Source organism: Desulfosporosinus sp. BICA1-9, from assembly GCF_000802135.1.
Map to the genome: position 1 here is coordinate 1 of NZ_JUEE01000252.1, position 14,429 is coordinate 14,429.

13 protein-coding genes and 2 pseudogenes are annotated in these 14,429 nt (G+C 40.2%); 13 read left to right on the top strand and 2 right to left on the bottom strand.

Translation table 11 applies throughout. The features are described 5' to 3' along the window. The 4 genes from JL57_RS31375 to JL57_RS31400 form a co-directional block, all read left to right on the top strand. Positions 1 to 266 (top strand): hypothetical protein (locus tag JL57_RS31375; RefSeq protein ID WP_034145801.1); only part of this gene is annotated, 266 nt, incomplete at its 5' end. Between the two features lie 119 nt (positions 267 to 385). After that, the gene (locus tag JL57_RS31380) at positions 386 to 652 is read left to right on the top strand and encodes a hypothetical protein (RefSeq protein WP_034145802.1); all 267 of its coding nucleotides are present in this window, start codon (positions 386 to 388) and stop codon (positions 650 to 652) included. Between the two features lie 757 nt (positions 653 to 1,409). Further along, positions 1,410 to 2,282: a hypothetical protein gene (locus tag JL57_RS31390; protein ID WP_291300812.1), complete on the top strand. Its 873-nt coding sequence runs from the start codon at positions 1,410 to 1,412 to the stop codon at positions 2,280 to 2,282. 372 nt (positions 2,283 to 2,654) lie between these two features. Then, positions 2,655 to 3,284, top strand: coding sequence for a TetR/AcrR family transcriptional regulator (locus JL57_RS31400; RefSeq protein ID WP_034145805.1), 630 nt, complete (start codon positions 2,655 to 2,657; stop codon positions 3,282 to 3,284). Between the two features lie 5 nt (positions 3,285 to 3,289). Here JL57_RS31400 and JL57_RS31405 read toward each other — a convergent pair whose 3' ends face one another. Beyond that, positions 3,290 to 4,429 (bottom strand): DUF2087 domain-containing protein, encoded by a 1,140-nt coding sequence (locus JL57_RS31405; RefSeq protein ID WP_034145806.1) that lies wholly within the window; start codon positions 4,427 to 4,429, stop codon positions 3,290 to 3,292. Between the two features lie 290 nt (positions 4,430 to 4,719). Here JL57_RS31405 and JL57_RS31410 point away from each other — a divergent pair, with 290 nt between their 5' ends. The 9 genes and pseudogenes from JL57_RS31410 to JL57_RS31445 all read left to right on the top strand — a co-directional run bounded on the left by JL57_RS31410 (position 4,720) and on the right by JL57_RS31445 (position 13,656). Beyond that, the gene (locus JL57_RS31410) at positions 4,720 to 5,208 is read left to right on the top strand and encodes a MarR family transcriptional regulator (RefSeq protein WP_291300813.1); all 489 of its coding nucleotides are present in this window, start codon (positions 4,720 to 4,722) and stop codon (positions 5,206 to 5,208) included. A 4-nt stretch (positions 5,209 to 5,212) separates the two neighbouring features. Beyond that, on the top strand, positions 5,213 to 7,045 hold the full coding sequence (locus JL57_RS31415; protein WP_034145807.1) for an efflux RND transporter permease subunit: 1,833 nt from the start codon (positions 5,213 to 5,215) through the stop codon (positions 7,043 to 7,045). Positions 7,046 to 7,076: 31 nt separating this feature from the next. Then, entirely contained in the window at positions 7,077 to 8,324 is a 1,248-nt protein-coding gene (locus JL57_RS31420; RefSeq protein ID WP_045691163.1) for an efflux RND transporter permease subunit, read from the top strand. Positions 8,325 to 8,635: 311 nt separating this feature from the next. Continuing rightward, the gene (locus JL57_RS31425) at positions 8,636 to 9,163 is read left to right on the top strand and encodes a hypothetical protein (protein ID WP_034145809.1); all 528 of its coding nucleotides are present in this window, start codon (positions 8,636 to 8,638) and stop codon (positions 9,161 to 9,163) included. A 113-nt stretch (positions 9,164 to 9,276) separates the two neighbouring features. Next, on the top strand, positions 9,277 to 9,714 hold the full coding sequence (locus JL57_RS31430; RefSeq protein WP_034145810.1) for a C-GCAxxG-C-C family protein: 438 nt from the start codon (positions 9,277 to 9,279) through the stop codon (positions 9,712 to 9,714). 69 nt (positions 9,715 to 9,783) lie between these two features. Beyond that, positions 9,784 to 11,658: a sigma 54-interacting transcriptional regulator gene (locus JL57_RS31435; protein ID WP_034145811.1), complete on the top strand. Its 1,875-nt coding sequence runs from the start codon at positions 9,784 to 9,786 to the stop codon at positions 11,656 to 11,658. Between the two features lie 21 nt (positions 11,659 to 11,679). Further along, positions 11,680 to 11,799, top strand: a pseudogene (locus JL57_RS36035) (sodium ion-translocating decarboxylase subunit beta); the annotation flags it as partial. A gap of 690 nt (positions 11,800 to 12,489) precedes the next feature. Beyond that, positions 12,490 to 12,696 carry an alpha/beta-type small acid-soluble spore protein gene (locus JL57_RS31440; protein ID WP_034145812.1) on the top strand — a complete coding sequence of 69 codons (207 nt, stop codon included), beginning with the start codon at positions 12,490 to 12,492 and terminating at the stop codon, positions 12,694 to 12,696. A gap of 333 nt (positions 12,697 to 13,029) precedes the next feature. After that, complete coding sequence (locus JL57_RS31445) at positions 13,030 to 13,656, top strand: HAD-IA family hydrolase (RefSeq protein WP_034145813.1); 627 nt, start codon at positions 13,030 to 13,032, stop codon at positions 13,654 to 13,656. A 314-nt stretch (positions 13,657 to 13,970) separates the two neighbouring features. On the opposite strand, the pseudogene JL57_RS31450 reads toward JL57_RS31445, so the two are convergent. After that, positions 13,971 to 14,429 (bottom strand): annotated as a pseudogene (locus JL57_RS31450) (hypothetical protein); the annotation flags it as partial.

The following is a 14,429-nucleotide window of genomic DNA, read 5'->3' on the forward strand; positions in this document are numbered from 1 at the left end:
CCTTGTTAATACGGGCGCTCATTCAATATAAATTGAGAAAAGGACGCAAAGAATGGACGGGTGAACTCCCCAAAATTGGCTATAACGGGGCAAAGCTTCAGGATTCTCCTACCTTTGCTTTCTTACAGTATGCTTTAGAGGGAATGTACTTTATTAAAATGGGACATGAAGAATATACTTGTTATCTTGATGATAGCTCAAGTACACTCAGGGGCATGACGCTATTGAAGATAATGGGTATGGAACCTAAGGATTTAATGGAATAAATTAACTATTTATTTCCCTCGGAATGTCAGCGGAATGTGGGTTGATAGATAATATATGTTTTGATATACTTAGTACGGCGTTGTTGCTGAATTTTATCGTAAATGAGGAAGAAATTAAAATGGAAACACTTCTTATGGTTACAAGAGGCCTGTTACTCGCTTGTGTAATTTTTTATATTTATTTCTTTACCCGACGCAAGGATAGAAATGTCTCAACCAAATTATGGATTATCATTATTGTCGGATTACTTGTTGGTGCCGTCGGAAAAATCATTGAGGTATATATCGGAACTTCTACATGGAGCTCAATACAGATCAGTTTGTTACTTTCTCTTGCTCTTTTTGGTTATAGTGTGTGGAAATTATTATCAGAGCTAAAAAAATAAGCGTCATTTAGAGGTTAGGAAGCCGCATTTTTTAAATATGCGGCTTTTTGTTGTTATTTTTTAGCAATTTATTTGCAAGCTATTCTACACCGTTAGCGATATCCATAGGAACCGCTTTGGCAGGAATAGGTTATGGTTCATTACTCAGTCTCTTCCCATCAGTAGTGGCAGATTACTATGGCGTTAAAAACTTCGGAGGCAATTATGGCGTTTTATATACTGCATGGGGTATTAGATTGAACCAAAAAAGAATGGGTCTTCTCAAAGGCATGATCTAGTCAAGCCTTTGAGAAAGATCCATTCTTTTTTGCGTATTTACCCCATGCCGTTACGCGGAAGTGTCATCAAGGGGACAGATGCAGTGTTTCAACACCTTGTTCACGCTAGTGAGAGCAAGAGGAGGGAGATGAACCAAGCGACATTTGACAAAGTTGATCGTTAATGTTAATATTTGATCAAACGATCAATAAATAGTTTGAGTAATCAATATTTAGTTTTAAAGATCAATAATTAGTTTGAGTGATCAATACTTAGGGCGGTATATGGAGCTTAGCCTTTAAGTGACGTCTGCACACCCAAAACTTTAATGCCCATTCATATCGTTACAAAACGAATGGAAGAAAGATAAGTGAAAAATGAAAGTGCGCAACGCCAAAACTTCTGACTACGGATTACACCCGCAATAGGGCTATTCTTTCTTACCCCGCTGGTTGGAGAGTATCTGCTTGGCAACATTTCAATAACAGGTATCTGGGCCTTGCCCTTCCTTGCACCGATGTACGGAGGTGGTGCACTCCTCATCCGCGAGGTGACGCGCCGAACTGGGCATGGCTGGACGACCATAATCGTCCTTGGTCTGGCCTACGGTTTGCTCGAAGCAGGCCTGATTGACCAGTCTCTCTTCAACCCCTCCTTCGAAGGTCTTGAATTCCAGAGTGCTGCACCCATCTCGGCACTAGGCCTTAGTGCTTATAATGCTCTGGCTTTCATTGTAGGGCACTCAGTTTGGAGCATTGGTGTGCCAATCGCCATTGTCGAAACACTCGTACCAGCTCGGAGAACGACCCCGTGGTTGGGGATGGTTGGCTTACTAGTCACTGGCGTCCTGTATCTCCTCGGTTCCGTCTTGATGTTCCTTGACATACGGAAAGAGGAACAATTTCTGGCCTCGACGCCGCAACTGATAGGTGCGGCTGTTGTGGCGGTGGCACTGATCGGCATCGCGTTCGCAGTCGGGAAGCAACCTCGCCTGGAGATCGACCGGCAGACACCTAAACCGTGGCTTGTCGGCACGCTGTCATTTGTTATCTCTGGCCTCTTCTTCGGTGCCAACGAAAGCTGGATGGGCGTTGCTTTTAAACTCTTGCTGCTCACACTGATGACTGCCTTGGTCAGACAATGGTCACGGCGTCAGGGTTGGGGTGCAACCCATCGGCTGGCACTGGCCGGCGGTGCGCTACTGACCTATGCCTGGGGCGGCTTCATCCTGACAAGACTACTCGGGCGAACTGAGAGCATTCACCTAATCGGCAATGTAATCTTTGCCTCCGGTGCAATTATGTTGCTGATTATCGCTGCACGAAAAACATGTAATGCATATCCGAAAAAAGGATTGGAGGAATTGCCATAAATAAACAGAATAAATTGGAACAGTTATGCCAGGATGCTCCAAGTTGGGTAATAAGTCTATTGTCGCTTGTCTGTGTAATCTCCGGTGGTATTGTACTATGGGTAACTTGGTTTTTCTACAAAGATATCTATATCCAACCAAGCTTTCATTGGTATAATTGGCTACAACCAATCTTAATGGTAATATTTTCATTAGGTATGCGGTCCGTTGGATCGGCGATAATGCAGGACATCTAGCAGATGGTACGTTTTTTGACCAGATTAGTCTTAGTCCCTTTAATATTGCCAACATCGTGGTTTTGCTAGTCATTGGATTTTTAGCACTGCTGAGCAGCCTTGATAAATCCAAAAAAACACCTAAGGAGAAGAAATAATGAGTAATAACAAGGCAGAAGAAAAGCAATCCTTCATCGCTGAGGCAAGGCGTACCCAGATCGTCGATGCAGCAATTACCACACTGGATGAAATTGGCTACGTAAATGCAAGTCTTGCCCAGATTGCAAAAAGAGCTGGTATCAGTACCGCTTTAATTTCTTATCATTTTAAAGACAAGAATGATTTAATGGATCATACGCTTATGGCACTCTTAGCAAGCTCCACATCGTATGTATTAGCAAGAACAAAAGCCGAGAATACCGTCCGCGAGAAGCTTCATGCCTACATTTCAGCCAGCCTCGCCTACCAAGGTACTCATGCTAAGCACAATGCCGCCCTTTTAGAGATTGTATTTAATGCTCGGACCCCCGAAAACATTCCTTACTATAAGTTGAGTGATGACGAAGAGGAACCGGTAATGCTAGAACTGAAACAGATACTACACGATGGTCAAAACAAAGGTGAATTTCGACAGTTCAACGTTGATGTCATGGCCAGCGCTATCACTGGAGCTATCGGGGAGTATATGTTATTGGCTAACCCTAACATCACCGCTAAAGTCGACTTAGAGTCTTATAGTGAAGAGCTCGTGAAGATATTTGATAAAACAATTGTGAATGATGACTAAAGCATCTATTTGGCCGGATAAGGGTTATTATAGCCACGTTCTCCGTAAGGTTGAAGTTCATTCAACCACTGTGCTTTAAGTTTTTTCAAGGCATCTTTGGTATCAAAATAGCCTTCCTCAGGTATTTCTAAGATTTCTAACACCTCAAAAACAAAGGCCTCTGATCCAAATTCCGTCCACTCATTTTGGAGAAGTTTGTTCTGATACGTTCCCATATCTAGCGTAAATCGCTTTCCGTTGATGGTCTTTAGGTTTGGGGTGCTTTCGATAAATATCTTATCGTTTATAGTGTTCTTGATTTGGTAGACTCCGGCCTCAATTTTCGTCTCTTTGTACTGTTGCTTTAATTCTTGTTTGCGATCCATCGTTGTTTCCTCCTTGTTCTGGGAACCATTTCTTAGCCAGTATTGACTTCCATCAGGTGTTCGATCAAGAAAGCCATATTCGATTAAATACCTTCTGAGGGTCGCGAAATCATGATAAATTGTTTTCAAAATCTGACTAATTTCTTTTTCGGTATAGATCCGCCCATTTTGAAAGCGCTTTACAATTTCTTGCAAGACAACTAATTTATTTTTTTCTTTGATAGAGAAGGTCTTTAAGGGGCCTTCCGGGCCTTCTGGAAAGAGGGTCTTTATTAATTTATCGCTAACTTGTTGGGTGATCTTATAACGATCATCGACCATTTTTGCTGTTTCAGGAGGCACCAATAAGATTGGTTCGTGTTTGTTCTTATCTTTGAGGAGCTCCATCATAACTAAATAAACCTTCGACTGACGTTCTCTCTCTTTTAAAGCAAAACGATGATTGCGAATCGTCGAGGGACTGCCAATGTCCATTGCTTTTTGCACTTCTTTATCAGTTTTTCCCTGGTAAAAAAGTCGGATAAGGCTGGTTTGATGCTCTGTAAGTCCCGTAACCTTTTTATCCAGCTGAGCTAAGTAGTCAAACACGGAAAGGTGGACTTTCTCAATATGGAGGCGCATATATCTGCTCGCTTCATAGAGAACCCCATCCTCAGGATAGACAATCCCTTGCTCGATTTTTTCCCCACAAAGCAGACATACATAATGGTCCTTCTCTTGAACGTATCCACATTTGAGGTCTTCAAATGATGCGGTCCAGAATAGTTCTGAAATATCCAATAAGTAAACACATCCTTATTTAGTTTGCTATTTCCTAGATATTATATATAAACATCTAGGAAATAGCAATATACTTTAAATGTATTTGATATGTGCAAGACATGATCGTCACGAAGTAAGATCAAGCGTCAAACTGTCCGTTCGATCTGTCCGCTAGGGATTGTTTACGAAATAGCTATCGGACAAATTTACTAGACAATGAATTACTTACCAATGAAAAACTATTTCAAGTAGTGTATATTTAAATACATTAAAGATCTCTAAATAGTAATTACTAATGAGGTGGTTAAATGGCGGGAGTAACACATTCACAACAAATAGAAGAAACAGATGAAGAGAATGTTATCGATCATTACATTGGTCGGTTGGAAGAAGCATGTTATCTAGCCATGAGTAAATTAGCCCCCGAGTTATCTGGTCACCTAGAAAAGAGCTTAACCATTGATCAATTCTTTGTTTTAAGAATACTTTCCCAACGAGGAAGTTGTACGGTATCAGAGCTTGCTAGTGAGCATAAGGTTAACCCTGCGGCTATCACGGCCATGATGGATCGGTTATCTAAAAATGATTTAATTATTAGAGAACGGGATGAAAAGGATCGCCGAACGGTCAATATTAGCTTATCCACTCAGGGACGCCAGGTCTTTAATCTATCAGAGGCTAAACGAAAACAAATGTTTAAACATTATTTCTCCAAGCTCGAACAAGAAGAAATGAAACTATTAGTCGCCATTACTGAAAAATTAGCCAGGATTGTACTCATTGCGAAGGAGGAATAGACCTATGAGTTTACCAAAATTTTCAATACGCAATCCGATCACGACCATCATGATGATGCTTTTGGTCATTATTCTTGGGGTCGTTTCCCTTTCAAATCTTAAATTGGATTTAATGCCGAATATTAATCCTCCTGTGTTAGCGGTGATCACGAATTACCCTGGAGCGGGCCCTCAAGAAGTGAAAGAAATGGTTACAAAACCTGTGGAAGAAATGGTAAGTACCGCACAGGGTTTAGAATCTCTCCAGTCCAGAAGTAGCGCAAATACCTCATTAGTCATCGCGCAATTTGACTGGGGGATGGATGTATCCGAAGCGAGAGAGGACATTACCTCAAAGCTTAATCAACTGAACCTAACCGATGGTATTGAATCACCAATGATCGTTAAGTTTGATCCGACCATGCTTCCGGTTATGCAGTTTGCGATTGCTAACGGTCAAAGTATTGAGGAAATTCAGGCGCTTGTTAATAATGAATTAGTACCCCAGCTTCAAAATATTGAAGGGGTTGCCAGTGTATCTGTTGCAGGTGGCTTTAACGAAGAGGTTTTAGTCCACTTAAACCAAGATAAATTGAACCAAAATAATTTAACTCAAGAAAAAATAACGCAACTGATTCAGGCAAATAACTTGACCTATCCTGGTGGAGTTCTTACTCAGGATAATAAAGAGTTAAATCTACGAGTGATCGGTAAAGTGGATTCCATCGATATCCTGCGGCAGTTACCGCTTAGCATGATTCCCGATAGGACCGCCGTGAAAATCGTTACGTTAGCAGATGTCGCTAAGGTCGAGATGGTTAAGAAAGATATGAACTCGATTGCTCACACCAATGGTAAAGAAAGTTTGATGGTCAGTATCCAGAAAGAGGGAACGGCCAATACTGTTGAGGTTACTAAAGAAGTTGGAGTAGTCATCGACAGCTTCAAACAAGATTATAAAACTATGGAATTTACGGTCTCCTCTGACCAAGGAGAAATTATTAGAAAGTCTGTAGGAAACGTGTCCTCTTCCTTACTCTTTGGCGGATTATTTGCCATCGCAGTAATTTTAGTCTTTTTACGGTCAGTCGGTTCAACAATTATCGTAGCCATCGGAATTCCCATTTCCGTGATTGCCACCTTTGTGATGATGTATTTTTCTGGGCTTACCCTTAATATCATGTCACTGGGAGGATTGGCTTTAGGAGTAGGAATGCTCGTTGATAACGCCATTGTCGTCATCGAAAATATTTACCGTCATATCTCTTTAAATAAAACCCGAATTGCTGCAGCAATTGATGGCACAGTTGAGGTTGCAGGGGCGATAACTTCATCGACCCTAACGACGATTGCAGTGTTCCTTCCCGTTGTCTTTATCGGGGGATTAGTCGGGGATTTGTTTAAAGAGTTAGCTTTAACGGTCACATTTTCCTTGCTTGCCTCTCTGGTTGTCGCTTTAACCGTGATTCCTTCTTTAGCAGGAATGCTCATTAAGGAACAAAAATTGAAAAGAACTAAAGAAAATCAACTTTACAAAAATATACTCACTTGGGGACTAGACCATCGTTTGGTTACCGTAGTTCTGGCAGTTGCTATCTTTGCCGGATCGGTCTCCTTAATCCCGAGAATTGGGACTGAATTCATTCCGGCGCAGGACGAAGGCATATTTACGATTAGTGTTAGCCTTCCACAAGGATCAAACCTTACAAGTACCCTGAAGGTCGTTGAGGACATTGAAAAGGTTGCTATGAATGTAGAAGAAGTAGATGTTGTGACTGCTGTGGTAGGCAACGCTAACCCCCTCATGAATGCTGGAGGAACAGAAACGGCTTCCTTTAATAATCACCCTTATCGATAGCGACTCAAGGACTAGAACGACAGATAAGGTCATGAATGACTTAAAGGATAAACTGAATAGTACTATCTCAAAAGAAATTCACTTAGGATTTAATCTAAGTAACTCTATGGAAGCAATGAGTGGACAAGCCTCTGCCGCAGAAATCTTGGTGGTAGGACCTAATGTGACTAAAGTAAAGGAATATGTTCAGGAATTAAGTACCCGACTGAAAAACATTAAAGAGGTTACAACGGTCTCAGATAGTATGGAAGCTGGCAAAGAGGAATATCAGTTTATCGTTGATAAGGAAAAGGCCATGAAAAATGGTTTAACCACGCATCAAGTTGCGATGTTTGTTAATCAGTCTATTCAAGGCCAAGTTGCAACAAAATTGAGTACTAGCGGAGTTGAAAAGGACGTTCGCCTAAAAATACAGGGAATTAATAACTCGAAGAAAGCGATCGAAAACCTGGAAATGACCAGTCCTTTAGGAACAAAGGTCGCTCTTAAAGAGCTTGGAACGGTGGTTGAAGCCCAAAGCCCTGCGACAATCGCCAGGGATAATCAACAGGACGCCGTAACCGTTTATGCTAATTTTGAAAATGCAGATATGGGGACCATCAGTAGTAAAATTCAAACTGAATTAGATACCATGGTTCAAGACTTAAAGATCAACGAAAATATGTATTCTGTAAAATTAGTAGGCGGGACCGAAATGATGGAGGATGCGTTTAGCAGTTTAACGCTGGCGTTGATCCTTTCAGTTGTGTTTGTCTATATGATTATGGCAAGCCAGTTCGGGTCGCTAATTCATCCTTTGATTATCTTGGTTACCTTACCGCTAGCGATGATAGGGGTAACCGGAGGGCTAATCTTAACAGGGAAATCCTTTAGCATCACAGCCTTTATGGGAATAATTATTCTTGTGGGGATTGTCGTCAATAATGCGATTGTGTTTATTGACTATGTCAATAAACTTATCAAACAAAACTTGCCTGTTCGTGCAGCTCTTATTCAAGCAGGAACGACAAGACTCCGTCCGATTCTCATGACAGCGTTGACCACGATTCTTGGTCTCATGCCTTTAGCCGTGGGACTCGGAGAAGGAACTGAGATTCAAGCCCCGATGGCTATAGCCGTAATTGGGGGATTATTGTCCTCAACGGTTCTAACGCTCGTAGTTATACCTGTCGTTTATAGCCTCATAGAAAGTCTTAAAGGAATTCGGAAGAAGCTAAAAATCGTCATGCAAACGTTAAAAGAGGTTGAAAAAGAAATAGTTACGGTCACGGCGAAGTAAAGGTTTTTAAACACTTCATAATTTAGATTAAAGTAAAGAAAGTGCTCGCCAGTCTTAACGGAGTGGCGAGCACTTTTTGCATAATATTATTATTGGCAGCATTCTGATTCTTGTCTCGGGATTAGTTATCTGTATTATCGGAATTACTATCTACTGGAAGAGACAGAAGTCTAAAACTTAAATAAGTAAATTGTCTATCCATTGTAGCGAAAAAAGGTAATTGCCCTGAATTGTAGAATAGAAATAAGATAAGGTACCACTCCCACTCGAAGAATTGGGAGTCTCACGATTGGATAAAGGGGGAAAGAAAAATGAGTAACCGTGAGGTTGCAAGTCTGGGTTGCAAGCTTCTTGGTATTTACATGATTATTCAAGGGATTAACGTATCGACAAGTGTACTTTCTTTTTCTTTGGCAACCTCTAATCAAATGGCTAAAGAGAATTTATTGAATATCAGTTATCCATTAATGTATATTTTCTTTGGAATGTTACTATGGCTTCTATCGAATAAGTTATCTGTAATTATTGTAAAGGGAGAAACTCATTTTAACGAGGGGACAGGGATCAGTGCTAGCGATATTCAAAGAATCGCATTTTCAGTGCTTGGTCTATTTTTTCTAGGTAATTCATTGCCGAGGTTAGTTTCATTAGTCGCAAATTTTTATACCATGCGTGGTCGAGGAATAACCATTTCAGGTGCAGAAATCTTACTTGGAGCAGGAGGAGAAATAACCCAACTTATCGTGGGATTATGGATTTTTCTTAGTGCAAAGGGTTTAGTCAACTTCTTAAAGAAAATTAGAACTGCAGGATTAGAGAAGGAAGAGGATTATGAATAAACATTTTGATTGTACGAACGACTTAACACAGTATTCTCCAGAGAAAATACTGTGCCAGAAGGTTCAAGCACTTTGGAAATTGTTGTAACTCAAAATTTGAAAGGGGCAAGATAATGAATAAATCGGATGCTGCGAACCAGTGCTTTTTATCCGGATTTAGCTGTGCTCAAGCTGTATTTTCTACCTACTGTGAAGACTTAGGATTAGAATCTGACATGGCAAAAAGAATTGCTGGAGGGTTCGGAGGTGGTATGGGATATATCAGTGAAACTTGCGGTGCGGTAACCGGGGCCTTTATGCTGATTGGTTTAAAACATGGAAAAGTCGAAGTAGATGATAATGCAGCAAGAGATAGAACCTATGCACTCATTCAAGAGTTTACCAGCAGATTTAAGGCTATTAATAGCTCTGTAAAGTGTACAGAGTTGCTAGGTTATGATCTTAGTATTCCGGAAGATCTGGTAATTGTTAAAGAAAAGCAACTTTTCAGCACACATTGTCCCAAATTCGTCAGGGATTCGTTTGATATAATTGCAGAATTATTAACTTAGTTCCTTTATTCCCTACTCAGTAATCAAAGCTAATGTATTTGTGATGCCATCTAAGGGGGGAGCTTTGTTATGCAAGAAGGATCTAACAATGAGCCTACTATTGCAGTATTTAGCTATCACGCTTTGACTTCGTTAATCAATCGACTTCAATATGAAGCTCCTCATCCGGTCCGTATATTAGTGATTGACTGCATGTTAAAAGATGTCCTTGAAAAGGCAAAGAGTATGGAGGAAAATGGGGAAGTTGATGTTTACCTTTCTGCAGGAGGAACCGCCAAACTTCTCTCCAGCAACATATCCAACCCCTTAGTTGAGATTAAAGTAACTGGTTTCGACATTCTAGCTGCCCTGAAGGAAGCCAAGCAATACTCAGATACCGTCGGACTTATTACGTATGAAAGCAAAATTCCCCACCTAGAAAACCTATCTGACTTGCTGAATATTACGATTAAACAATTTACATATCAACATCTTAGTGATATTGAAGAGACTTTAAACCAACTGCAAAAGGAAGGTGTGAAAGTAGTCATTGGGGGAAGCTTTCTTCAGGAAGTCATCGGCCAGCGAGAAATCAAGGGAATCTTTATTTACTCGTCAGACGGCGTGACTCGGGCCTTGGATACAGCTGTCCAAATAGCTTTTTCTAAGAAACTTGAGGCTAGAAAAGCGGAGGAACTACGGGCAATTTTAGCCTTCTCTTATGAAGGTATCATAGCCGTTGACAGGAACGGACTAATTACGGTCATTAACTCAAGTGCCGAAAAAATCATTGGTACCACTCAACATAAAGTCCTAGGTCAATCTATTACTAAGATTTTCCCCACTGCCAAGCTTACTAAAGTTATTCAGAGTCGCATACCCGAGCTCAACCAGATTGAGTCTATCGGGAATAGTCAAATTGTTATCAACCGTATACCTATTTTGGTCAATGCTAAAGTAATGGGAGCTGTGGCAACTTTCCAAAATATTGGAATCATACAAGAAGCAGAGGAAAACATTCGTAAAAGTTTATATAAAAAAGGTTTTGTGGCCAAAACATTTATCAAAGATATTATCGGCACCAGTGACCAGATTCAAAAGGCTAAACGAGAAGCTTTTCTCTATGCTAAAAACCCTTCTTCAGTTTTAATCACGGGAGAGTCCGGGACTGGGAAGGAACTTTTCGCCCAAGGTATTCATAATGCCGGTCTGCGTTTTCGCCATCCTTTTGTCGCTATAAACTGTGCGGCCATCCCTGATAACTTGCTGGAAAGTGAGCTCTTTGGGTACGAAGAAGGTGCTTTCACTGGAGCTAAAAAGGGTGGAAAACCTGGATTATTTGAACTGGCCCATGAGGGAACCGTATTTTTAGACGAAATCGGTGAACTGTCCATGTCCCTACAATCCCGTCTGTTACGCGTCTTAGAAGAACATGAGGTTCTGCGTATTGGAGGGGACCATATTCGTTCAGTAAACATCCAGGTGATATCCGCCACAAACCAAGATCTATGGGAAATGACTGTTAACGGTAACTTTCGAAAGGATTTGTATTACAGGCTGAACGTCTTAGAGCTTCATCTTCCACCTCTTCGAGTTCGCAAGACAGATATTCCTTTACTCGTTAAAAAGTTCCTTTCGGAAATGTGTCATGATCTAACAGGCAAAGAAATTGAGGAGATTTCCCAACACTCGGTATTTAGAGATTATAATTGGCCTGGTAATATCCGAGAGCTAAGAAATATTATCGAACGATTCGCGGCGCTCTATAAAGAAGCAGGGTATGAGGATTTACTCTTATCATTATTCGAACGACTTACTCCTGCAGAACTTTGTTCTGGTGAACAAGAAGAACTTAATCGTGTTTTAAATAGCGTGCAAGGTAAGAAAAATGAGGCCGCAAAAAAACTAGGAATTAGCCGAACGACGCTCTGGAGAAAATTGAAAGAATACAACAATACCTTCTAGTTCTCCAAGCGAGATGGTTGGGTTGGTCAACGAGAAAATCCTTCCAACTTCCTCCTGATGCATGCTATGGGACCTAATGTTGCTGGAGTTATTGGGACTTCTGTTGCCGCAGAGGTGCTCTTGACTCTCTTCGGCCATTAATAATAAAGATAATGAACAAGAAACTACTGTCTTTCATTAAATTGACAAATGTATAAAAAATCATATCAAAACCCCACTCAAAGATCCCAACGCCTGCGTATTACTAGATGAAGCGGCTGAAGTATTCTCTTTCATTCAATCTAATTGAGGTATTATTTAAGATACTGGAAAGTGACAGTTCAACTCTTCTTGATTGCATGATTTATGATACTGAGTTCACCTTCCTTTAATACAGATGATGTGGAGCGATTCCTTTGGCACAACTTTGGTCAGCTTACGGAGGGTGCTTGTTAATAGGATTGTTTTTGCTTATCACTTCGCAATTAGATCGATGGCAAGGGCGGTCGAATAAGGATTAGAAACAGTGATGTGAAGCTAAGTAGGCGAAGACCCCCAATAAAATGGGGGTCTTTAAGTTGTCGTGCAATGCGTTAAGCTTTCCTTTAACTATTACGGGTCCGAAGTAGCGTCAAATTTTGAAATGGTTCAAAAAAGCAAGCCGACTGGGGTGAGTTTAAATTGTTTTAATCGCCGCTAATTTATTCAGAAATCATACCCCTGGCTCGATAACAATTTGTGATAGAACTTTAACCGCTAGATTTAATTACCAGTGTTAAGTATCGCATTTTGGATAAGCTAGATTCAGTCATCTAACATAAAAAATACAGAACAATAAAGGAGGAACAAATCATGGCAGGAGAAAGAAACAGCAATACCCCAGCAGCTCAAGGTGCCGCCCAACAATTGGATCGATTTAAGTATGAGGTAGCTAACGAAATGGGTCTTCAACTCGGCGGAGACCGTACCAGTCGTGAAAATGGCTCTGTAGGTGGGCAAATGACCAAACGGATGATTCAGTTCGCAGAGGAACACCTTAAAGGTGGTAGCAAACTATAGTAATTTAAAGCTTAGAAGTTAAGACGGATCACAGATAAATGGGGATATTGATGGCTATCCCCATTTCTATTTATAAATACCGCAATAAAATTCGCTCGATCAATATGTTTATATAAATTCTATACAAGGAAAATGCAGCTCTTCGGAATCCGTCGGAGGGTTTTTTTGTGCTTATAAGGTGGGAAAATGGGAGAACATTGTTCTTAATTTATAATTATGAAATGTTAAAATACGACAATCTTTTACTAGCACTTGAGGTACAATGAAACAGTTGGCAGAAATTATAAAATTGCAGAATCTCACAACGCCAACAATAATAAAGGAGCATCATTTATGATCAAATTAATTATTTTTGATTTTGATGGTACCCTAGTTGACTCAAGGGAAGTATCAATCATGATTTATAATCAAGTTGCTCAAAAATATAACCTGAGGAAAATTGAAAACATTGAAACTTTATTGAATCTCTCTCTTCTTGAACGATTTAAGACACTTAAAATTCCACTTTTAAAAGTTCCGCTTTTAGTATCCGAGATTACCAAGCGGTATAAAGATTCATTGACAAAAATCACTATGTTTACAGGTATAAGAGAATTATTGATCGAGTTAAAGAGACGGGGGTATCAATTAGCTATCATTTCTTCTAACTCGGAAAGTAATATCCGGGAGTATTTCCATCAAAACCAACTTGATATTTTCGGAACCATCATGAATTCTACTAATATCATGGGCAAAGAAAAGGCTATTAAGAAATTATTAACCTCTCATAAATTAAATCCCCATGAAGTGATCTATGTCGGGGATGAGATAAGAGATATTAAAGCTTGCCAAAAAATAGGTATTAAGATTATTTGTGTCGACTGGGGCTATGATTCGATAGAAATGCTCAAAATGAATCATCCAGATTATAGCGTAAGTTCAGTGAACGAAATTTTATCGATACTACCAGAAAACATATAGCGCCAAGAAAATAAAGAATCTATTCTCAAAGGCGATACACATGCTTTATGTGAATATTATAGCTAATTGTTTAAATGCAAAATTACCAATTCATACCGCTAGAATAAAGTCACTTTGATTGTTAAACTGTTCAAAGAAGGATTATATTAATTTAAATAGCCTCTCGGAATTCAGGGGGTGGGAACAGCGGATATATGGAAAATGAGCTGGAAATTCGCAATAAACGAGGGTAATTCTTAAGACGGAAAAGGGATTTTTAATAATGAGCATAGCAAATAAACGTCACAATCGCCCTTTTTAAAAACTAAAAAACGTTAAGCAGTCTGGGGAAAAATCCATGTTTTAAGATCCTTAAAGCTCTCTTTCTGATGAGAAAACCAAGCATCCATGTGCTGACAGATCATAATGGCATAAACGCGAACGTACCACATTTTCGTGGAGCGATGTCGTCCAGATTCCAGCTTGTAGTCGATCTTCTCTCGTTTATTGGAGCGTTCAATGGATGTCCGGCGTTTGTAAATGACCTTCCACTTTTCCGAGTCGCGAGGAGTCTTGGTAAAAAGCCGTAAGTTATCCTTAGAGTGGGTGTGGTAGGTACGACCATACTTTGCTTTAGAACAAGGTGAAGTACAGGAATTCTTTGAACCGCAGGACAGTGCACATCGCCATTTATCTCGATTTTGTAGATTATCGTGGCCATTGGGTTTCATTTCAAGGCCAATGGGACAAATGGGAATACCGTTTGGTGAAATCTGAATATCTGAGCCAGTTTT